At 62.9% G+C, this 19,338-nt stretch carries 17 protein-coding genes and 1 tRNA gene; 6 read left to right on the plus strand and 12 right to left on the minus strand.

Translation table 11 applies throughout. The annotated features are described in order from the left end of the window. Positions 1–6 precede the first annotated feature (6 nt). Positions 7–882 carry a DUF2950 domain-containing protein gene (locus ACM6IP_RS02335; protein ID WP_401127000.1) on the plus strand — a complete coding sequence of 292 codons (876 nt, stop codon included), beginning with the start codon at positions 7–9 and terminating at the stop codon, positions 880–882. A 5-nt stretch (positions 883–887) separates the two neighbouring features. On the opposite strand, the gene ACM6IP_RS02340 is transcribed toward ACM6IP_RS02335, so the two are convergent. From ACM6IP_RS02340 to ACM6IP_RS02370, 7 genes are all read right to left on the minus strand, one after another. Continuing rightward, positions 888–1,526: a dihydrofolate reductase family protein gene (locus ACM6IP_RS02340; RefSeq protein ID WP_414860883.1), complete on the minus strand. Its 639-nt coding sequence runs from the start codon at positions 1,524–1,526 to the stop codon at positions 888–890. A gap of 43 nt (positions 1,527–1,569) precedes the next feature. After that, complete coding sequence (locus ACM6IP_RS02345; protein WP_159996729.1) at positions 1,570–2,985, minus strand: DUF2252 domain-containing protein; 1,416 nt, start codon at positions 2,983–2,985, stop codon at positions 1,570–1,572. A gap of 254 nt (positions 2,986–3,239) precedes the next feature. Then, on the minus strand, positions 3,240–3,524 hold the full coding sequence (locus ACM6IP_RS02350; protein WP_095171608.1) for a type II toxin-antitoxin system RelE/ParE family toxin: 285 nt from the start codon (positions 3,522–3,524) through the stop codon (positions 3,240–3,242). Further along, positions 3,514–3,756, minus strand: coding sequence for a CopG family ribbon-helix-helix protein (locus ACM6IP_RS02355; RefSeq protein WP_095171606.1), 243 nt, complete (start codon positions 3,754–3,756; stop codon positions 3,514–3,516). The genes ACM6IP_RS02350 and ACM6IP_RS02355 overlap by 11 nt, the downstream gene beginning before the upstream one ends. A gap of 153 nt (positions 3,757–3,909) precedes the next feature. Next, on the minus strand, positions 3,910–5,913 hold the full coding sequence (locus ACM6IP_RS02360; protein WP_414860884.1) for a peptidase U32 family protein: 2,004 nt from the start codon (positions 5,911–5,913) through the stop codon (positions 3,910–3,912). A 121-nt stretch (positions 5,914–6,034) separates the two neighbouring features. Further along, complete coding sequence (locus ACM6IP_RS02365) at positions 6,035–6,415, minus strand: RidA family protein (protein WP_095171602.1); 381 nt, start codon at positions 6,413–6,415, stop codon at positions 6,035–6,037. Between the two features lie 156 nt (positions 6,416–6,571). Then, positions 6,572–6,646 (minus strand) — tRNA-Gln (locus tag ACM6IP_RS02370). 356 nt (positions 6,647–7,002) lie between these two features. Between ACM6IP_RS02370 and ACM6IP_RS02375 the strand changes: the two genes are divergently transcribed. The 5 genes from ACM6IP_RS02375 to ACM6IP_RS02395 all read left to right on the plus strand — a co-directional run bounded on the left by ACM6IP_RS02375 (position 7,003) and on the right by ACM6IP_RS02395 (position 13,963). Further along, positions 7,003–8,376 carry a glutamine synthetase family protein gene (locus tag ACM6IP_RS02375; protein WP_095171600.1) on the plus strand — a complete coding sequence of 458 codons (1,374 nt, stop codon included), beginning with the start codon at positions 7,003–7,005 and terminating at the stop codon, positions 8,374–8,376. Positions 8,377–8,383: 7 nt separating this feature from the next. Next, entirely contained in the window at positions 8,384–9,775 is a 1,392-nt protein-coding gene (locus ACM6IP_RS02380) for an aldehyde dehydrogenase family protein (RefSeq protein ID WP_414860885.1), read from the plus strand. Between the two features lie 3 nt (positions 9,776–9,778). Further along, positions 9,779–10,939, plus strand: a complete 1,161-nt coding sequence (locus ACM6IP_RS02385; RefSeq protein ID WP_401126794.1) for an iron-containing alcohol dehydrogenase — start codon at positions 9,779–9,781, stop codon at positions 10,937–10,939. A 146-nt stretch (positions 10,940–11,085) separates the two neighbouring features. Next, the gene (locus ACM6IP_RS02390) at positions 11,086–12,651 is read left to right on the plus strand and encodes an amino acid permease (RefSeq protein ID WP_414860886.1); all 1,566 of its coding nucleotides are present in this window, start codon (positions 11,086–11,088) and stop codon (positions 12,649–12,651) included. A 484-nt stretch (positions 12,652–13,135) separates the two neighbouring features. Continuing rightward, positions 13,136–13,963, plus strand: coding sequence for a 5'-nucleotidase, lipoprotein e(P4) family (locus tag ACM6IP_RS02395; protein ID WP_371917611.1), 828 nt, complete (start codon positions 13,136–13,138; stop codon positions 13,961–13,963). A 38-nt stretch (positions 13,964–14,001) separates the two neighbouring features. Here ACM6IP_RS02395 and ACM6IP_RS02400 read toward each other — a convergent pair whose 3' ends face one another. The 5 genes from ACM6IP_RS02400 to ACM6IP_RS02420 form a co-directional block, all read right to left on the minus strand. Beyond that, positions 14,002–14,526 (minus strand): transporter suffix domain-containing protein, encoded by a 525-nt coding sequence (locus ACM6IP_RS02400; protein WP_401126790.1) that lies wholly within the window; start codon positions 14,524–14,526, stop codon positions 14,002–14,004. A gap of 40 nt (positions 14,527–14,566) precedes the next feature. Next, complete coding sequence (locus ACM6IP_RS02405) at positions 14,567–15,019, minus strand: YMGG-like glycine zipper-containing protein (RefSeq protein ID WP_095171590.1); 453 nt, start codon at positions 15,017–15,019, stop codon at positions 14,567–14,569. Between the two features lie 88 nt (positions 15,020–15,107). Next, positions 15,108–16,514 (minus strand): purine-cytosine permease family protein, encoded by a 1,407-nt coding sequence (locus tag ACM6IP_RS02410; RefSeq protein ID WP_414860887.1) that lies wholly within the window; start codon positions 16,512–16,514, stop codon positions 15,108–15,110. Positions 16,515–16,567: 53 nt separating this feature from the next. Then, the gene (locus ACM6IP_RS02415) at positions 16,568–17,308 is read right to left on the minus strand and encodes a TorF family putative porin (protein WP_095171587.1); all 741 of its coding nucleotides are present in this window, start codon (positions 17,306–17,308) and stop codon (positions 16,568–16,570) included. Between the two features lie 117 nt (positions 17,309–17,425). After that, on the minus strand, positions 17,426–19,168 hold the full coding sequence (locus ACM6IP_RS02420) for an amidohydrolase (RefSeq protein WP_095171586.1): 1,743 nt from the start codon (positions 19,166–19,168) through the stop codon (positions 17,426–17,428). Between the last annotated feature and the right edge of the window lie 170 nt (positions 19,169–19,338).

Raw genomic sequence — 19,338 nt, forward strand, 5'->3', positions numbered from 1 at the left:
CGGCTCCTGCATGCCCTGGGGCTGACTGTCGGCCTGGCCTGGTCGTGCCTGGCCAGCGCCCAGCAGGAATTTGCCACGCCTGAACAGGCCGCCCAGTCGTTCGTCGAAGCGTTGGGCAGCAAACACGCCGACCACGAGCGCCTGACGGCGTTGCTGGGCAATGAGTGGCGTAGTTTCATCCCGCGTGAAGGTGCCGAACGCCAGGATGTCGATGCGTTCATCAAGCAGTACCACGAACAGCATCAGATCGAGCAAACCAGCGACGGCAAGGCGCTGCTGTCGGTCGGCAGCAACCACTGGACGCTGCCGATCCCCCTGGTCAAAAGCGCCAACGGTTGGCGCTTCGACATCAAGGCCGGCGGCGCCGAAGTCCGGGCCCGGCGCATAGGCCGCAACGAACTCTCTGCGGTACAGGCGGCGCTGGCCTATCACGATGCGCAGATGGAATATGCCTCAATCGACCGTGACGGCGATGGTGCCCTGGAGTATGCGCAAAACCTCTTCAGCCACCCGGGCCTGCATGACGGGCTCTATTGGGCAGACGACGACAGCGGCCAGATCAGCCCGCTGGGCCCCTCCTTCGGCAAGACCGTTGCCGGCGAGGATTGGCACGGTTATCACTTCCGCATCCTGCATGGCCAGGGACCCTCGGCCCCGGGCGGTGCCTACAGCTACCTGATCGGCGACAAGATGAGCCGGGGGTTTGCCCTGATCGCCTGGCCGGCAAAATACGCCGACACCGGGGTGATGAGCTTCATGATCAGCCATGAAGGCCAGGTGTTCGAAAAAGACCTGGGGCCGGACAGCGAGAAGCTGGCCCAGGGGATGACCGTCTTTGACCCGGATGACAGCTGGAAGGAAGTCGGGCCGGACGAAGAGTAACGCGCTTAGCCGCCTGGGCCGGGCTCGTCAAAGGTTCCCGTGCCCACCTCACCGCAGTACACGTAACGGGTCAGCAGCACGCCGCCGGGGGTGCTGCTGGACTCCACCAGGGTGAAAGCCGCCGCTTGGGCGCTGTGGTCGAACAGGCGCTTGCCCTTGCCCAGCAGGATCGGAAATATCATCAGCCGCAGTTCGTCCACCAAGCCTGCGGCCAGCAGTTGGCGCACCAGATCACCACTGCCCTGGGTCAACAGTTGACCGCCCTGCTCCTGCTTGAGCGCGCGTATCGACTCCGTCAGGTTGCCCTGCAATCCATGGCTGTTGTGCCAGGCCAGGGTCTCGGGGTGATGGGTGGCTACATGTTTGGGCACGCTGTTGAACAGGTCGGCGATAGTGCGGTGATCGGCATCGGCCTGGCTGTACTGCGGCCAATAGGCGGCGAAGATGTCGTAGGTCCGGCGCCCCAGCAGCAATTCGAACGGCTGGGAAAACAGTGTCTGTATCGCCTGGCCCGAGACCGGGTCGACATAAGGCACGATCCAGCCGCCATAGCGGAAGCCGCCGCAGGTATCTTCCTGTGGCCCGCCGGGGGCTTGCATCACCCCATCCAGGCTGATGAACGCGGCAACGATAAGTTTGCGCATGGTTATCTCCTGCTGGGGCCCGGTGCGACATCAGCGCCGCGCCTCACTCCTCTTCTCGCAACGCGATGATCCGCCCGGATTTTTCGGCGGCCAGCAGCGTGCCATGGTCGGCGGCATTCTGATCGGCATAGGCGATGGCAAATTTGCCGATGGCCTGGTCGAAGGAGTCGGTCTTGCCCAGGTAACCACTGATGAGCGCCGCATCGCCGGATTTGGCGTGGGCGCGGGCCAGGGTCAGGCCGCACCACTGGGCGTACATTTTCATCCGCGCGGCGGATACGCCTTCAATCGGCGCGGACATTTTCATGTCACGCAACTGCCGGACAAAAAAACAGCGACCGTTCTGGCTGCGGGTCCAGCCCAGGAAGATATCGCTGGAGGACTGCATCAGGCGCTGCCCGGTGACCACTCGCTGACCGTGGTTGTCGTAGTTGCTCTTGCCGGCATAGGGCGCCAGGACCGACGGACAGGCCTCCTTGAACTGCAGGAGCAACGGGTGATTTTCCGCGGAAAAGAACAGGCCGACAAAACAGTAGGTACCGACGCTCCCGATGCCCACCGCCTTGACCGCAATGTCTTCCAGGCGGTAACGATCGAACAGCACGCGCCGCTCATGGGGCAGTGACAGCCGATAGTCCTGCAGCGTCAGTTGGACGTTGCGCATGAAACCCTTTTCATACACATGAAACAGGATCGGCGGTTGATCGATCAGGCGTCGGCGCCCGCCGACTTCGCCGCTGATCTTGGGGTAGAGGTAATCGCCGACCCGCATCCGGGCCTTGGCGACCACTTGCTCGCGGATTTTCTTGATCTGCGCATTGGGCGCCATGTCGATGATCGTTTGCGCGTCCAGGCAGTCGTACCAGACGTCCATCGGGTTCATCCTGGAAAACCTGCGCAGGTGCTCGCGGTAGGCGCCCACGCAACCGGCGGCAATGGCTCGCGCTTCTTTGTCGCCGAGGTCGTTGTCGCGCGCGGCGACGGCAAAGCTGATCGCCAGGCGTTTGACATCCCACTCCCAGGGCGCGGGCAGGGTTTCGTCAAAGTCGTTGATGTCGAAAATCAGGTTGCGCTCGGGGGTGGCGAACAAGCCGAAGTTCATCAGGTGGCAATCGCCGCAGGCCTGGACCTGGATGCCGGTCGTCGGGGTAGCCGCCAGGTCATGGGCCATCAACCCGGCAGAGCCGCGCAAGAAGGTGAAAGGGCTGCGCAGCATGCGGCCGTAGCGCACCGGCACCAGGTTGGGCAATCGATAGCGGTTGGATTCTTCGAGCAGCTCGATGGCGTTACGCTGCTTGCGGGCGGGCTTCCACTGGGCGTGTTGGCCATGGGGCAGGCGCTCGCGCAATAACGCACCGGCGTACAGCCGCTCTTTGCGCGACTGAAAAACCTGTTCGTCGCCGGTGTCGTCCGACGGCTCTGGATTGCCGGCGGCAGGCCTGCTTTTTGGCGGGGGCATGTGCCCTCCTACGCTCAACGAAGTCTGATTCGCTTGGGCACAGGACCTGATAATTCGACTGTTCCATCAGCCCGCAGAAAACAGGTGCGGCGGTAGGCTAGAAAGCGCCAAAGCTAATGGTTCAAGCGTAGCAGCTCTTATCCTGGGTGCTGCATAGCGGGGACGCAATCAACAGATAACACTCTAGGATGGGCAGGGGTTACTTGAGCGCGGTGCGACGAAGGAGTGACGAGACGGATCAGATTTCGCCGACATCACCACTCGGAACGTGGGCGCTGTCGTGTGTGGAATACGCCAAGAACTTGAAGGCGATCATCGCGTATTCGATAGGGAATGAGATAGGACCAGTTGGGCACCGCCCATTCACGTGTGTTTTTGACCCGGCCTTCACGGCCCATAGCTGGAAACCGGGCCAGTTTTTCTACACTGGCGAAGACAGCATCGGAAAAGTCGTTGGCAGCCTTGGGATTTTCAAGGGCAATGTAGCTAGCTTCGTCTTCCAGGTTCTTCAGGGCTCTTTCCAGCCACTCAACCCGCACTACGGCTCCAGCGACGAGCACGCATCGCTGCTACCTGGTCCTCAGTGGCAAATTTGCCCTCGTCGGCTTCTTTTACTGCCAATTCGATCTGTGCAGTCAGCGCACGCTCATGCGCGATGTAATCGCGAAGAACGTCCATCGCGAGATAGCTCGCGCTTTGCCCGTTGGTCTTGGCCAGATCGGCGAGGGAGTTTGATAGGTCTTCCGGCAGGATCAGGGATATCCCGGTCATGGCAACCTCGATGGTGGATATTTGTTGGGCATCTTACACCGTCAACTGCTGACTTGGAGCAGCAGGCCGCCGAGAGGTGTATCTCGAAGTGAACCTGCCCCTTCTTTGCCCGACAGGCGAACGCGACGCCTTGGCATCGCGTTCGCCCGGCACTCAGTGAGGGGCGCGGACGATGGTCTTGAGCAGGTCCGCCGGGCTGATGTGCCCGACTACCTGCTGTTGCACGCCACTGCCCGGCTGCGGCAGGTCGAGGATGTGGCCCTTGATCTTGCCGACCACGTGCATCTCGCAGGGTTTGCAGTCGAACTTCAGGGTCAGCACTTCGTCGCCGTGGATCAGTTGCATCGGCGCGACCTTGGTGCGCACGCCGGTGACGCCCTTGGCCTGTTTCGGGCACAGGTTGAAGGAGAACCGCAGGCAGTGCTTGGTGATCATCACCGGCACCTCGCCGGTCTCCTCGTGGGCCTCGAAGGCCGCGTCGATCAGTTTGACCCCATGGCGATGATAGAAGTCCCGGGCTTTCTGGTTGTAGACGTTGGCCAGGAACGACAGGTGGGACTCCGGATACACCGGCGGCGGACTGGTCTCGGCCTTGCGTCCCCCCCTGGGATGGGCGTCGACCCGGGCTGCGGTCAGCGCTTCGATGACGTCGCGGCGCGCCGCCTTGAGCTGGGAGTTGGGGATGAAGTAGGCCTGGGGCGCATCCAGCTTGATCGCTGCGGCGTGGTACTGGGTAGTGCCCAGTTGACCGAGCAGGTCGCGCAGCTGTTCCAGGGCCTGTTCCGGCTTGTTGGCGACGCCGAACGGGCCTTCAAGGGCGACGCTGGCACTGATGCCCTCCTCGCTGGTGGCCTTCAGCTCCAGGCGCTCTTCACGCAGCTGCACGTGCCAGTCAACGCCAACTCGGCGTTCGGCGGAGGTCTTGAGCAGGGCTTGCTGCCAGTTGTGGTCGAGGTTGCGATTGAGCGGGTGATTTGGCCGGGCCTTGTACAAGTCCGCCGGCATCTCGTTGGGCTCGACGCGATAGCGGTAGCGCTTCTCGCCGTCCTCCTCGAACTCGCCCTTGGCCTCGGCGATGTTGGCTCGAAAGCCCACCACTTCGCGCTTGATCAGCACGTTGAGGCCGTCTCCGTTGGACAGCGGCTCTTGCGTGACCACTTGCAAATCGCGCTTGCCAACTTTTTCGACGATGCCCACCGGCAGGCCGGTAAAGGTCGGCGTGTCGAAGGCGCCAATGTCGATCTTGCGGTCACTGACGAAGTAGTCGGTGCTGCCACGGTGGAAAGTCTTTTCCGGGTCCGGCAGGAAGAAGTGCGCGGTGCGGCCGCTGGAGGCGCGGGCCAGGTCCGGACGGTCTTCGAGCACATCATCCAGGCGCTGGCGGTAGTAGGCCGTGATGTTCTTCACGTAGCCCATGTCCTTGTAGCGCCCCTCGATCTTGAACGAGCGCACGCCGGCTTCCACCAGGGCGCGGATGTTGGCGCTCTGGTTGTTGTCCTTCATCGACAGCAAATGCTTCTCGAAGGCGACCACACGACCCTGGTCGTCCTTGAGGGTATACGGCAGGCGGCAGGCCTGGGAGCAGTCGCCCCGGTTGGCGCTGCGGCCGTTCTGCGCATGGGAAATGTTGCACTGGCCGGAAAAGGCCACGCACAAGGCGCCATGGATGAAGAACTCGATCGCCGCGTCAGTCTCGTCGGCAATCGCGCGGATCTCCTGCAGGTTCAGCTCGCGCGCCAGCACCAGCTGGGAGAAGCCGGCCTGGTCGAGGAACTTGGCCCGGGCCAGGGTGCGGATGTCGGTCTGGGTGCTGGCGTGCAGCTCGATCGGCGGGATGTCCAGCTCCATCACCCCCAGGTCCTGGACGATCAGCGCGTCGACGCCGGCATCGTAGAGCTGATGGATCAGCTTGCGGGCCGGCTCCAGCTCGTTGTCGTGCAGGATGGTGTTGATGGTGGTGAACACCCGGGCATGGTAGCGCCGGGCAAATTCCACCAAACCGGCGATTTCGCTCACTTCGTTGCAGGCGTTATGCCGCGCACCGAAGCTCGGTCCACCGATGTACACGGCGTCGGCGCCATGCAGAATGGCCTCGCGGGCAATGGCGACATCGCGGGCGGGGCTGAGTAATTCCAGATGATGTTTAGGCAGGGACATATTTTTTTAGTCGACTTGTCACGGTAGGTGCGCATTGTAGCGGCGAATCGCCGGAGCGGCACCCGTGTGCTGCCAGGTGGCGGCCGTTGCCTGGGCAAGGCCGCCGTCCGAGCCCGTCGACTCAGGCCTTGGCGGCCATCGCGGTGACTTCCACACGCATCCCTTCAACCGCCAGGGCGGCCACGCCCACGGCGGCGCGGACTGGCCATGGCTTGGCGAAGAAGCGCTGGTACACCTGGTTGAAGGCGGCGCGGTCGGCCATGTCGGTGAGGTAGATGGTCAGGTGCAGCACCCGGTCCATGGAACTGCCGGCCTTCTCCAGAGCGACTTTCAGCGCCTGCAAGGTGCACTCGCTCTGCAACTCGATATCACCCAGCTCCAGGCTGCCGTCGGCGCGAGTAGGAATCTGGGTGGAAACCAGCAGGCCAGCGAAACCGGCAACGTCGGAAGAGATCGAATCGGCGTCCGGATCGGGGATGAAGGTCAGGTCTTGATTAGCCATGGGTGCTCCTGCTTGAGGGGGAAAAAGTCCCGCAGTCTACCGCCCCATCGCGCCCACGCTGAGTGATCCGCTGGAAAAAAATCCCAGGCACGGAAAAACCCGCGTCACGACCCAGGCCGGCGCAGCAGATTTTACGAGACAGATTGCTTTGGAAAATGGCAGGGGCGGCTGGATTCGAACCAACGCATGGCAGGATCAAAACCTGCTGCCTTACCGCTTGGCGACGCCCCTGTAGATGTAGCGACGAGTGCTGGGCACTCACTTGCTGAACCCTTGCACGACTGACGACCCGGTAAAGGCCAGTGCAAGAATGCGCGGAAATTTACCAAGTTTGTTCGAGCCTGGGAAGCTTTTTTTTAACAAATTTGTTTGAAAACAGCTACTTGCTCATAAGTAATGGCCATGAGCGGCGTTCCCGGGCAGTTTTTTCCAGCTTTTGCTCGGCCAGACTTGCGCTTGGCGACAGTGAGCTAAGCTTTGAGCAGCTCATTGCACACGATGCTCATGCTGCAGGTTTTGGGGTTTTCTGGAGAGCGTCTGCAACGACTGATCAGACTGCCCTCCTCCTTGCCGCAGGATTTGCCGTGATGACCGAGCCCCTCCTAAGCTTCGAAGCACTCAAGCGCGCCGCTGCCAATGGCGAAATCGATACCGTGCTGGTGTGCATGGTCGACATGCAGGGGCGCCTGGTGGGCAAGCGCTTCCAGGTCGAGTTTTTCATCGACAGCGGTCACGAAGAAACCCACTGCTGCAATTACCTGTTAGCCGACGACATCGACATGGAGCCGGTGCCCGGGTACGCGGCCGCCAGCTGGAGCAAAGGCTACGGCGACTTTGTGCTCAAGCCCGACATGAGCACCCTGCGCCGCGTGCCGTGGCTGGAATGCACGGCCCTGGTGCTGTGCGACGTACTCGACCATCACCACCGCCAGGACCTGCCCCACAGCCCGCGGGCGATCCTCAAGAAACAGGTCGAACGCCTGCGCCAGCGCGGCTACACCGGCATGTTCGCCTCGGAACTGGAGTTCTACCTGTTCGACGAGAGCTACGAGGCCATCCACCAGCGCAACTACCACCAGCCAAAAACCGCCGGGCACTACATCGAGGACTACAACATCCTGCAGACCACCCGCGAGGAACCGGTACTGCGGGCGATCCGCAAGCACCTGCAGGCCTCCGGCATTCCCGTGGAGAACTCCAAGGGTGAATGGGGCCCGGGGCAGGAAGAGATCAACATCCGCTACGCCGATGCCCTGACCATGGCCGACCACCACGTCATCATCAAGCACGCCTGCAAGGAGATCGCCCAACTGCAAGGCAAGGCGATCACCTTCATGGCCAAGTGGCGCTACGACGCCGCCGGCTCCAGCAGCCACATCCACAATTCTCTGTGGGACAAAAACGGCAAGAAGCCGCTGTTCTTCGAGGCCAAGGCCGAGTTCGGCATGTCAAAACTGATGCGTGCCTGGGTGGCCGGGCAGCTCAAGTACGCCAACGACATCACCTGTTTTCTTGCGCCCTACATCAACTCCTATAAGCGCTTCCAGGCCGGCACCTTTGCGCCCACGCGCGCCGTCTGGAGCCTGGACAATCGCACCGCCGGCTTTCGCCTGTGCGCCGAGGGCAGTAAATCCATCCGTATCGAATGCCGGATCGGCGGCGCCGACCTCAATCCCTACCTCGCTTTCGCCGCCCTGATCGCCGCAGGTCTGGCCGGGATCGACGAGCAGCTCGAGCTGGCCGCGCCCTTCGAGGGCGATGCCTATGTCGACAGTCATTTGCCGGAAGTCTCCAAGACCCTGCGCGAGGCCTGCGCCGCGCTCAAGGGCTCGGGCATGTTGCGCGAAGCGTTCGGTGACGACGTGATCGACCATTACGTACACACCGCCGAATGGGAGCAGAAAGAGTACGACCGGCGCATTACCGATTGGGAATTGCAGCGCGGCTTCGAGCGCTATTGAGACCGCCATGACTTCGACCATCCAACTGATTTCCCCGGTCGACGGCCGGGTCTACGCCGAGCGTCAGCGCGCCGATGCCGGGCAGATCGAGCAGGCCCTGGCGAGCGCCGCCAGCGCCCAGGCACTGTGGAAGCGCCGCTCGCTAGACGAGCGTGCGGCGTTGTGCAGCGCCGCCGTGGACGCGATGCTGGCGATGCAGGCCGAGATCGTCCCGGAGCTGGCCTGGCAGATGGGCCGTCCGGTGCGTTTTGGCGCGGGCGAGCTGCGCGGTTTTGCCGAACGGGCCCGGCACATGATCGCGCTGGCACCGCAGGCATTAGCGGCGGTCGAGCCGGAACCGAGCGCCGGGTTTCGCCGTTGGATCAGTCGCGAGCCGCTAGGTACGGTGCTGGTGGTCGCGCCGTGGAACTACCCCTACCTGACCGCCGTGAATAGCATTATTCCGGCGCTGATGGCGGGCAACAGCGTGATCCTCAAACACGCCTCGCAAACCCTGCTGGTGGGCGAGCGTTTCGCCGAGGCCTTTCGCCGCGCCAACCTGCCCGAAGGGCTGTTCCACAACCTGCTGCTCAGCCACCTGGATACCGCACAGATGATCGCTGGCGGCCAGGTCCAGCGGGTCAACTTCACCGGTTCCGTGGGCGGCGGCAAGGACATGCAACGGGCGGCCGTCGACGGTTTCCTCGGCGTCGGCCTGGAGCTCGGCGGCAAGGATCCGGCCTACGTTCGCGCAGACGCCAACCTCGACCACGCGGTGGAGAACCTGGTGGATGGCAGCTTCTTCAACTGCGGGCAAAGCTGTTGCGCTGTCGAGCGCATTTATGTCGCCGCCAGCCTCTTCCCCGCCTTCGTCGAACGGTTTGTCGCCCTGACCCGCCAGTACGTGCTGGGCAACCCGCTGGACCCAGCCACCACGCTGGGTCCGATGGTTACGCCCCAGGCCGCGGACCTGGTCCGTGGACAAATCGCCCAGGCCCTGGACCAGGGTGCCCGGGCCTTGATCAAGCCCGAAGATTTTCCCGCCGACGTGCCAGGCAGTGCTTACCTCGCGCCCCAGGTCCTGGTGGATGTCAGCCATAGGATGGCGCTGATGCGCGACGAAAGTTTTGGCCCGGTGGTGGGCATCATGCCGGTGCGCAGCGACGAAGAAGCCCTCGCCCTGATCAACGATAGCGAGTTTGGCCTCAGCGCCTCGCTCTGGACCCAGGACCTGGCCGCTGCCGAACAGCTGGGCAACGCGATCGACACCGGCACCCTGTTCATGAACCGCTGCGATTACCTGGACCCGGCCCTGGCCTGGACCGGGGTGAAAAACAGCGGGCGCGGCGTCACCCTGTCGAGCCTGGGCTATGAACACCTGACCCGCGCCAAATCCTTTCATCTGCGCCACGAGATCTGAACCATGAGCCTGACGGGAAACTGGAACTACCCCACCAGCGTGCGCTTCGGTGTCGGGCGCATTGCCGAACTGGCCGACGTCTGCCGCAGCCAGGGCATCCAGCGCCCGTTGCTGGTCACCGACAGCGGCCTGGCACGGGCACCGATCACGGTGGCGGCAGTCGACGCCCTGCGCGCCGCCGGTCTAGGCGTGGCGCTGTTCAGCGACCTCAAGCCCAACCCGGTGGAAGCCAACCTGGCGGGTGGGTTGGAGGCCTGGCGCACCGGCCAGCACGACGGGGTGATTGCCTTCGGCGGCGGCAGTGGCCTGGACATGGGCAAGCTCATCGCCTTCATGAGCGGTCAGAGCCGGCCGGTCTGGGACTTCGAAGACATCGGCGACTACTGGACCCGCGCCGACGACAGCCGCATCGCCCCAATCATTGCCGTGCCGACCACGGCCGGGACCGGCTCCGAAGTCGGCCGGGCCGCGGTGATCATCGATGAACGCAGCCACACCAAGCGCATCATTTTCCACCCGAAAATGCTCCCGCGGGTGGTCATCAGCGACCCGGCCCTGAGTGTTGGCATGCCGGCCAAGATCACCGCTGGCACCGGCATGGATGCATTTGCCCACTGCCTGGAAGCCTACTGCGCCCCCGGTTTCCACCCGATGGCCGACGGCATTGCAGTAGAAGGCATACGCCTGGTGGCCGGGGCCCTGGTCCGTGCCGTGCGCACCCCAGCCGACCTCGAAGCCCGCGCCAACATGCTCGCGGCCGCCGCCATGGGCGCCACCGCCTTCCAGAAAGGTCTAGGCGGCATGCACGCACTGTCGCATCCGGTGGGGGCGCTGTACGACACCCACCACGGCATGACCAACGCCACTTTCATGCCCTATGTCCTGGCGTTCAACCGCCCGGCCATCGAGGAACGCATCACCCGCCTGGCGGCCTACCTGGGCCTGCCCGCTCCCGGGTTCGACAGCTTCCTGGCCTTCGTCCTCAAGTTGCGCAAGGACATCGACGTGCCCCATACCCTGGTTGAACTGGGGGTGGACGATCGCCAGGCTGGACTGATCGCCGACATGGCCGTGGTCGACCCCTGCGCAGGAGGCAATCCGCTGCCCCTGACCCGCGAGGGTGCGGCGCAGATATTTGCCGCGGCCTATCACGGTCGCCTCTAGAGCAGTCACCTGGCCATGGCCCGACCACGGGCCGGGACAGGGTTTACCCAGCAGTGACAGGAGCAGTACGACAAGGGGTTGAAAGCCAAGCCATCCGGCGCTGTCAGCGCGGGTGGATGCGTATCAAAACCTGAAGGGGCACCCACATGAAACCAGCCAGCCAGCCCGATAGCGGCACCCCCCATGACGACGACGTCAAGGTGCTGCACAGCATGGGCTACGCCCAGCAACTCTCGCGACGAATGGGGGTTTTCTCCAACTTTGCGATTTCCTTTTCGATCATCTGCATCCTCTCCGGCGGCATCAACTCCCTGGCCCAGGGCACCTCGGGGGCAGGCGGTGCGGCAATTGGCATCGGCTGGCCGCTTGGCTGCCTGATCTCCGGGGTATTTGCCCTGGCCATGGCGCAGATTTCCTCGGCCTACCCCACCGCTGGCGGGTTGTATCACTGGGGCTCGATCCTGGGTAACCGCTTCACCGGCTGGCTGACCGCCTGGTTCAATCTACTGGGGTTGGTGACCGTGCTCGGCGCCATCAACGTCGGCACCTACTACTTCTTTTTCGGCGCCTTCGGACCGGCGCTGGGCATGGAGGACACCACCACGGTCAGGGTGATTTTCCTGGCGGTCCTCACCGGCCTCCAGGCCCTGTGCAACCACTTGGGCATTGGCCTGACGGCAAAGCTCACCGACTTTTCCGGCTACTTGATCTTCGCCACGGCCCTGGCGCTGACGATCGTTTGCCTGGTCTCGGCGCCCAGCTATGAGTTCGCCCGGCTGTGGACCTTCGGCAACTATTCCGGCGCGGCTGGCGGCAATGTCTGGCCCGAGGCGTCGAATGCCTGGATCTTCATGCTCGGCCTGCTGCTGCCGATCTACACCATTACCGGTTACGACGCTTCGGCGCACACCTCCGAGGAAACCCGCAACGCGGCCATGTCGGTGCCCCGGGGCATGGTGATGTCGGTGGTCTGGTCGTTGCTGTTCGGTTGGGTCATGTTGTGCTCGTTCGTGCTGCTGTTGCCGAGCCTGGACGAAGCGGCGAAACAGGGCTGGAACGTGTTTTTCTGGGCCATGGACACCCAGGTCAACCCCAACGTCAAACTCGCGCTGTACGTGGCGATTTTCATTTCCCAGGTGCTCTGCGGATTGGCGACCGTGACCTCGGTGTCACGCATGATCTTCGCCTTCTCTCGGGATGGCGGCCTGCCCTTTTCGAAAACCCTGGCCTCGGTCTCGCCGACCTTCCGCAGCCCGGTCGCCGCGATCTGGACCGGCGCGACCCTGGCGGTATTGTTCGACTGGGGCTCATCGGTGATCTCGATCGGCGCCACCCCGGTCTACACCATCGTGGTCTCCTGCACGGTGATCTTCCTGTTCTTCTCCTTCATCATCCCGATCGTGCTCGGCCTGTTCACCTACGGCACGGCGAAGTGGCCGACCATGGGCCCCTGGAACATGGGACGCGGCTGGTACTCGCTGTTTGCGATTGCGTCGATCATCTCGATGGCAGTGATCTTCATCATCGGCATCCAGCCCCCGAACGACTGGGCGCTGTACATCACCATCGGCTTTCTGATCCTGACTGCAATCGTCTGGTTCGGCTTCGAAGCCCGGCGCTTCCAGGGCCCACCGATCGGCGACATGATCAGCAAACGCCAGGCACAGATCGCCGAAGCGGAAGCGGCGCTGAACAAAGCCCCAGGAAGTTAAGCCGGGTAGAGACCTGTGGGAGCTGGCTTGCCAGCGATAGCGATGTGTCAGGCACCATGGGTGTTGGCCTGGGATGGCCTGGAGATCACCGCGTGCAACCTGATTGCACGCGGTATCGTTAACGACCATCGCGGGCAAGCCCGCTCCCACAGGGTTTGCGGCGTACCCGAGGTTGGTGTTCGCCTGGAGAACACCGCGTACACCCTGAATGCATGCGATATCGTTGACGACCATCGCGGGCAAGCCCGCTCCCACGAGGGATATCCCCACAAACCCAGGATCAAAAGATCGCAGCCTACGGCAGCCCCCACATCACCGTCAGACACTGAGCACCATCGCCAGCAAACCGCAGGAATTACGCCCCATTGAGCCATAAACGCGACACCTGGATTGAGCAATAATCCAGCTTGGGATAGAACTGCCTGGCGGTATTTTTCCGACGCTGATCAATCCTCGCGATAAGGGCTGAACCTTGAAGACAACCATAACCAAAACCTTCGCCACTCCCCTGCTCCTGTCCTGCCTGCTGCTGTCCGGCACCGCCACTGCTGCCGAGCAGGCCAGCCCTCCTGCTTCGAACCTGCTCACTGCCGCCGTTGCCTGGAAACAGACCGCCGCCGAATTCGAGGCGCTGTACTACCAGGGTTTCAACGTGGCGAGAATGCAACTGGATCGGGCCCTGCAGGCGCACAAGGACGGCGACCGGCCGCTGGCGATCATCAGCGACGTCGATGACACCGTGCTGGGGAGCAACAGCTACTGGGGCTACATGATCAACGCCGACAAAGAGTTCTTCGACGACGCAGCCTGGGACAAATGGGTGGCGGACAATGGCCCGGTCGCCACGCCAGGCGCGGTGGATTTCCTCAACTACGCAAAATCCAAAGGCGTGGAGGTGTTCTACGTCACCAGTCGCGATCAAGGCGAAAAAACCTTCGAGTACGCCCTGGCCAACCTGCGCAAGAACAACCTGCCCTATGCCGATGAGCAGCACCTGACGGTGTATCGCGACAGCTCCAACAAAGAGCCGAGGCAGCAGGAAATCGCCAAGAACTACGAGGTGGTGGTGATGCTGGGCGACAACCTCAACGACTTCAAGCGCAAGTACTACGTGGGGGACGTCAAGCAACGCATGAGCCTGATGAACGAGGACAAACAAGAGTTCGGCCGCAAGTTCATCATCTTCCCCAACCCCACCGACGGCCACTGGCTGAAAGCAATTTTTGGCGACTCCGAGCCACCGGCCACCGCCGAGAACCACGCACGTTTCAAGGCCGCCGCCGGTTCCACGGCCTGGCAGCCCAAGCCGTAACCCGGTTCGAGTCCGAGGCTCCCTGGCGGAGCCCGGACTCAACCCGCCTGGCCAGTGACCACCCGGGCGTTACGCACGAACAGCGCCCGCACCTTGTCCCAGAAACTGCCCCCCAGCACAAAAAAGCTGCCGATCAGCATCGCATCGCCCAGCAGCTGGATCTGCCACACGTTGGGCCGCAAACCCGGCCAGAGACTGTCGACGTAAGGTTCCAGGACCGAGGAGATCAGCGGCAGGCAGAACATCACGATGCCGATGGCATGGCGCACCGGCCCCACTTCCACGTCGGCACTCGGCGCCAGCCCGGAGACGTAGCCGAAGAGGCTGCGCTTGACCCGCTGGAACCCGGCCTTGCCCATGACGGCGATGACCAGGATCAGCAGGATTTTGTTGCTGATGAACAGCGCACCGGTCAGGGCCGCGACTTTCGAGCCCGGGAGCCCGAGCGACGCCGCGATCGGCACCATGGCCCAAGAGCCGAGCATCACGCAGATGATGCCGATGCCCAATTTGAAGCGCCAGCCGGGGGCCGGGGTTTGAGCGACATCCTCGGGGGTCTTCATGGACCGCGTCCCTCACTTGAATTAACCCGCGCAAACAACCTCAGGGCGTGACCTGATAACCCTTGCCCTGCAGGCAGCTGGTATAGGCGGTGGAACTGGTCGAGGCGCTGGTCTTTTCCTGCTCCCGGCGCTCCTGCCGTTGCCGCGAGCCCCCCACTACCACGCCAGCCGCTGCGGTCTGCTTGGCGCGATCTTGACGATAGTCCTGCTTCACATCGTCGTCGACCCGGTCGTACACCTCGTCATGCTGGTTGCCGCGCACCGCGGCCCCCGTTGCACCGGCCGCGGCACCCACGGCGGCGCCGCGCAAACGTCCCCCGGAAGCCGTGTTGGTGCTCGCACTCTGGCTGGCTGCCACGTTATGGCATTCACTGATATCGAGCTGGGTTTGCTGCGCGCTCTGACCTTTTGTCGGCACTACCGTTTCCGCCCATCCCTGGGTGCAGGCAAGCGACAAGGCAGCGCACAGGCTAATGGATGACAACCTACTCATGATGACCTCCCTGAAGCCGTTGCACCGGCTCGGTGCAGTCAAACCAGTGTAGATCACCCACGGTTAGCCTCCTCGACAAAAATCTCCCCTAGACCGGGCGCTGCGGGACCACGGCCGGGGCCGTCGACCTGGCCAGCAGGTAGTAGAGGATGCCCGGCACCACCAGGCCGACGATCCAGGAAATATCCACGCCACCCAACTGCGCGACCATCGGCCCGGAATAGAAGTGGGTGTCGACAAACGGCAACTGGATCAACACGCCAATCACGTAGACGCTGATGCCCAGCACGTTCCAGCGCCCGTAGCGGCCCGACGGGTCGGACAGGGCCGGGATGTCGTAGCGCTCCTTGTTGATGAAGTAGTAATCCACCAGGTTGATCGCGCTCCAGGGAGTGAAGAAGGTCAGCAGGAACAGGATGAAGTACTTGAACGAATTGAGGAACGAGTACTGCCCCAGCAGCGCCAGCGTGGTCGACGCCGCGACAATCAGCAGCACGAATACCATGCGGTGCCGGGCTGTCAGCTGCAGGCTGCTGCGAAAACCACTGATGATGGTGGCCACGCACATGAAGCTGCCGTAGGCGTTGAGGGTCGAGACGGTGACCTTGCCAAGCACCACGCTCAAATACAGCAACGAGGCGATCACTCCGGTGCTGCCCAGGCCAACGATGGTCGCCACCTCGTGCCCACGAAAGCCGGCCCCCGCCAACGCCGCGGCGAACACCCCCAGGACCATCGACGCCTGGGCGCCGAGCACGGTTCCCAGGCCAACGGCGGTGAAGGTTTTCCAGGACGAGGTGGTGCTCGGCAGGTAGCGCGAATAGTCCGCCACGTACGGACCAAAGGCGATCTGCCAGGAGGCCGAAAGCGACACCGCCAACAGGAAGGTTCCCCAGGCAAAGTGGCGGTTTTCCAGGAGCAGGCCGATGTCATTGAGGGTCAGCAACCGGGTGAACAGGTACACAAAGGCAATGATCCCCAGCACACTCGCGACCTTGCCCACCAGGTGGATCACCCGGTAGCCGAAGATCGTCAGGAACGCGATGCACGCGGCAAAGATCAGGATCCCGGCGCTGTCGCTGACATCGATCAACTGGGCAATCGCCTGCCCCGACAACACCGCGCCCGTGGCGCTGAAACCCAGGTACATCAGGCACACCAGGACAATCGGGATGGCTGCGCCATAGACCCCGAATTGCACCCGGCTGGAGATCATCTGCGGCAGGCCCAGCTTCGGCCCTTGCGCCGCGTGCAGGGCGACCACCGCCCCACCCAGCACCTGGCCGAGCAACAGGCCGATCAGCGACCAGAACACGTCGCCACCCAGCACCACTGCCAGGGCCCCGGTGACAATCGCGGTGATCTGCAGGTTGGCCCCCAGCCACAGGGTGAACTGGCTGTAGAGGCTGCCATGGCGTTCGGATTCGGGGATGTAGTCGATCGAGCGGGTCTCGATCAGTGGATTGCGCTTGGAACTCTCGATGACCTTGGTCATGAACGGTTTTTCCTTGGAGGAGCAGACACTGTTGTTGTTATTGCGGCGTCGACTTAGAACGCCTTGCTGGCACTGACCACGACGGTGGCCGTGCACAGGTCGTCATAGCCATACCAACTGGCACATTGGCTTTTTTTCAGGTTGGTGTCGACATAACTCAGGCCCCAGGTGACGCCCACGAACTCACGGCTGAGCTTGGCCTCCCATTCGTTGTAGGCCGAGCTCCCGCTGCCGTTGGTGGCCAGGAAGGCTTCATCCTTGGTGTCGTTGCGCCCCAGGCGCAAGTCCAGGCTCACCTCGGCCGGCAACACCAGGGTGTAGCCGAGATAGGCATACAGGGTGTCCTGGTCCTGGCCAAACACATTGGGTGTGTCGTTGGAGTAGTAGGCACCCACCTTGACCCCATACAGGTCGAGGATGGCGTAGACCTCACTGAGGTTGAATTGGCCCTCCTTCGGGTAGTCGTATTTGATGTATCCCAGGTCCAGGCTGATGGCATCCGTGGCCTGCCAGAAATAACCGGCGTAGTACTCCATTTCCTGGCGGGTCTTGTAGTCATAGCCAAAGTCGACATTCGAGGTCCAGGCGCCCAGGTACAGGCCGCTGCTGTGTTGCAGCGTGGCGCCGAACTGCAGCGCCGGATCGCCAAGGGTCTGGGAGATTCCGCGGGAGCGGTAGTCACTGGCGGCGGTCAGGCTCATGTCCAGGCTGAAGTCGTCGCTGAGGGGCAACGCCTGGCTGGTGATTGGCAACAGGGCCAGGCTGGCCAGGGCGAAGCGTGAGAGTGCGTTCATGGAAAACCCTTGTTGTTATGAGTGTGCGGGTTATTGCAGGCACGGCGTTGCCGGACGCCTTGAGATGCAAGGCGCCCGGTGGTTTGGCTGGATCGCGGGTGTTAGGGGTAGCGCGGTTCAGGACGCGGGGGCGTACACCTGCTTGCCGGCGAAGAAGGTCTTCAGGACCTGGGTGTCGAACAACTCGTCGTCACTGACCTTGAACACATCGCGGTCGAGAATGATCAGGTCAGCCTGCTTGCCCGGCGCCAGTGAACCGATCTGCCGCTCCAGGCGCAGGGTCTTGGCGGCGTTGAGGGTATAGGCGTAGAACATGCTCTGGCGATCGAGGCTTTCCTTGGCATTCAACACCCCCAGCGGGCCTTTGCGGGTACTGGCCTGGGCGATGGCGTTGAACGGATTGGGGCTGGACACCGGCCAGTCGCTGCCACCGGCAATCACCGCACCGGCGTCATGCAGCGAGCGGGCGGGATACTGGTAACCGTAGGCGAACGCGCTGATGTAGGGCTTGACCAGTTCCACCGTGTACGACTCGCCGGTGGCCCACAGCAACTGCATCGAGGCGATCACCCCCAGTTGCTTGAAGCGCGGGAACTCCTTGGGATTGACCAGTTGCAGGTGCGCGATGCTATGGGGCACCGGCGTCGGGCTGAGCTTGCGCGCGTAGGCCACGCCATTCAGGGCTTCACGCACCGCACGGTCACCGACCGCATGCATGTGCAGGATCCAGCCGCGCTTCTCCGCCGCCACCACCAGCTCACCGAAGTGCTCCGGGTCGATCAACAACTGGCCATTTTTATGGCTGTTCTTGAAGGGTACGATGACCGCCGCCGTCTGCCCGGGGAACTCGAGAATGCCATCGGCAAACACCTTGATCCCGGGGAACGTCAGGTTGGGTACGCCCTCGAACTGTTTCATCACCGTGGCCAGGACTTCCAGGTCCTCGGGCCGGCTCTTCGGATTGGTCAGCATCAGGGCCGCGACGTGGGCGCTGAGTTCGCCTTTCTCGGCCAGTGCGCGGTACAACGGCAGGACCCCGGTACTGTCGGCCGTCGCCTTGAAGTCGAACAGTGAATCGTCGCTCCCCGCATTCGCCGCGGCGTCCATCCAGGCAGTGACGCCATATTGGTTGTTGATCCTGACTGCCTCGCGGGCGGCCTTGAGCATGGCTTCCTGGCTGGGCGCAGGGATTTCGTTGCGGATCTTGTCCCAGCGCGATTCGGCAAAATAGCCGTTGGGGGTGAAGTCCGCCTCATGCCCGACAAAACTACGGTCCTGCTCCGACAGGCCCTTGACCAGCGCGGCATCGATCTTCAGGCGCTTGAGCATGGCGTTGTTGGCCCAGCCGGTATGCCCGTCGATGCCGCTGAACACCAGCGGCTGATCGGCCCAGCGGCCCTGATTGAAACGCTGGCCCATTTCGCGGCTTTTGTCCCAGTAGGCCGAACTGGTCCCGGCAATGCTGATCACGTCACCGGCCCGCGCGCGCCCGGCCTGGTCCTGCTCGATGATCCATTGTTCGAGCTCCGCCAGCGGCTTGACCTCGTCCAGCAGGTTGGCGCCCATGCTGTCGAAGGCCGCCACCACCGGGTGGCTGTGGGTGTCGATCAACCCCGGCATCAGCACTTTGCCGGCCAGGTCGATACGTTGGGTGTTGGCGTCGGCCAGGGCCTGGATCTCGGCGTCGCTGCCCACTTGCAGGATCTTGCCATCTTGCACCGCCACCGCCTGCACCAGCGCCTGGCCGGGCTCTGCGGTAAACACCTTGCCGTTGAACAGCACCAGGTCGGCCGCGGCCATCGCCGGCACCGCAGTCAGGGCCAGCGCGGCGGCCAGCAGGTTGGGAATCAATCGTTGCATCGGGACGCTCTCTTGTTGTTATCGGGCTGGCATCACCCTATAGAACACCAGCGCAGAACGGACCTCTACAAATGAGGAGGGGGTACACAGGACAACCCTAGACCCAACCCGTGGGGGCGGGCTTGCCTGCGATAGGCGTAGGTATCTACACAACTGTGGTGCGACCAGGA

The organism is Pseudomonas sp. IT-P176 (genome assembly GCF_949767245.1).
Classification (GTDB): Bacteria; Pseudomonadota; Gammaproteobacteria; order Pseudomonadales; family Pseudomonadaceae; genus Aquipseudomonas.

Bases quoted from the DNA above. Each gene is read 5' to 3' on its own strand.
- ACM6IP_RS02415 (WP_095171587.1), bottom strand. From the start codon at position 17,308: ATGAACGCACTCTCACGCTTCGCCCTGGCCAGCCTGGCCCTGTTGCCA.
- ACM6IP_RS02420 (WP_095171586.1), bottom strand. From the start codon at position 19,168: ATGCAACGATTGATTCCCAACCTGCTGGCCGCCGCGCTGGCCCTGACT.
- ACM6IP_RS02345 (WP_159996729.1), bottom strand. From the start codon at position 2,985: ATGCCCCCGCCAAAAAGCAGGCCTGCCGCCGGCAATCCAGAGCCGTCG.
- ACM6IP_RS02405 (WP_095171590.1), bottom strand. From the start codon at position 15,019: ATGAGTAGGTTGTCATCCATTAGCCTGTGCGCTGCCTTGTCGCTTGCC.
- ACM6IP_RS02355 (WP_095171606.1), bottom strand. From the start codon at position 3,756: ATGACCGGGATATCCCTGATCCTGCCGGAAGACCTATCAAACTCCCTC.
- ACM6IP_RS02410 (WP_414860887.1), bottom strand. From the start codon at position 16,514: ATGACCAAGGTCATCGAGAGTTCCAAGCGCAATCCACTGATCGAGACC.
- ACM6IP_RS02400 (WP_401126790.1), bottom strand. From the start codon at position 14,526: ATGAAGACCCCCGAGGATGTCGCTCAAACCCCGGCCCCCGGCTGGCGC.
- ACM6IP_RS02390 (WP_414860886.1), top strand. From the start codon at position 11,086: ATGAAACCAGCCAGCCAGCCCGATAGCGGCACCCCCCATGACGACGAC.
- ACM6IP_RS02385 (WP_401126794.1), top strand. From the start codon at position 9,779: ATGAGCCTGACGGGAAACTGGAACTACCCCACCAGCGTGCGCTTCGGT.
- ACM6IP_RS02340 (WP_414860883.1), bottom strand. From the start codon at position 1,526: ATGCGCAAACTTATCGTTGCCGCGTTCATCAGCCTGGATGGGGTGATG.
- ACM6IP_RS02375 (WP_095171600.1), top strand. From the start codon at position 7,003: ATGACCGAGCCCCTCCTAAGCTTCGAAGCACTCAAGCGCGCCGCTGCC.
- ACM6IP_RS02365 (WP_095171602.1), bottom strand. From the start codon at position 6,415: ATGGCTAATCAAGACCTGACCTTCATCCCCGATCCGGACGCCGATTCG.
- ACM6IP_RS02380 (WP_414860885.1), top strand. From the start codon at position 8,384: ATGACTTCGACCATCCAACTGATTTCCCCGGTCGACGGCCGGGTCTAC.
- ACM6IP_RS02360 (WP_414860884.1), bottom strand. From the start codon at position 5,913: ATGTCCCTGCCTAAACATCATCTGGAATTACTCAGCCCCGCCCGCGAT.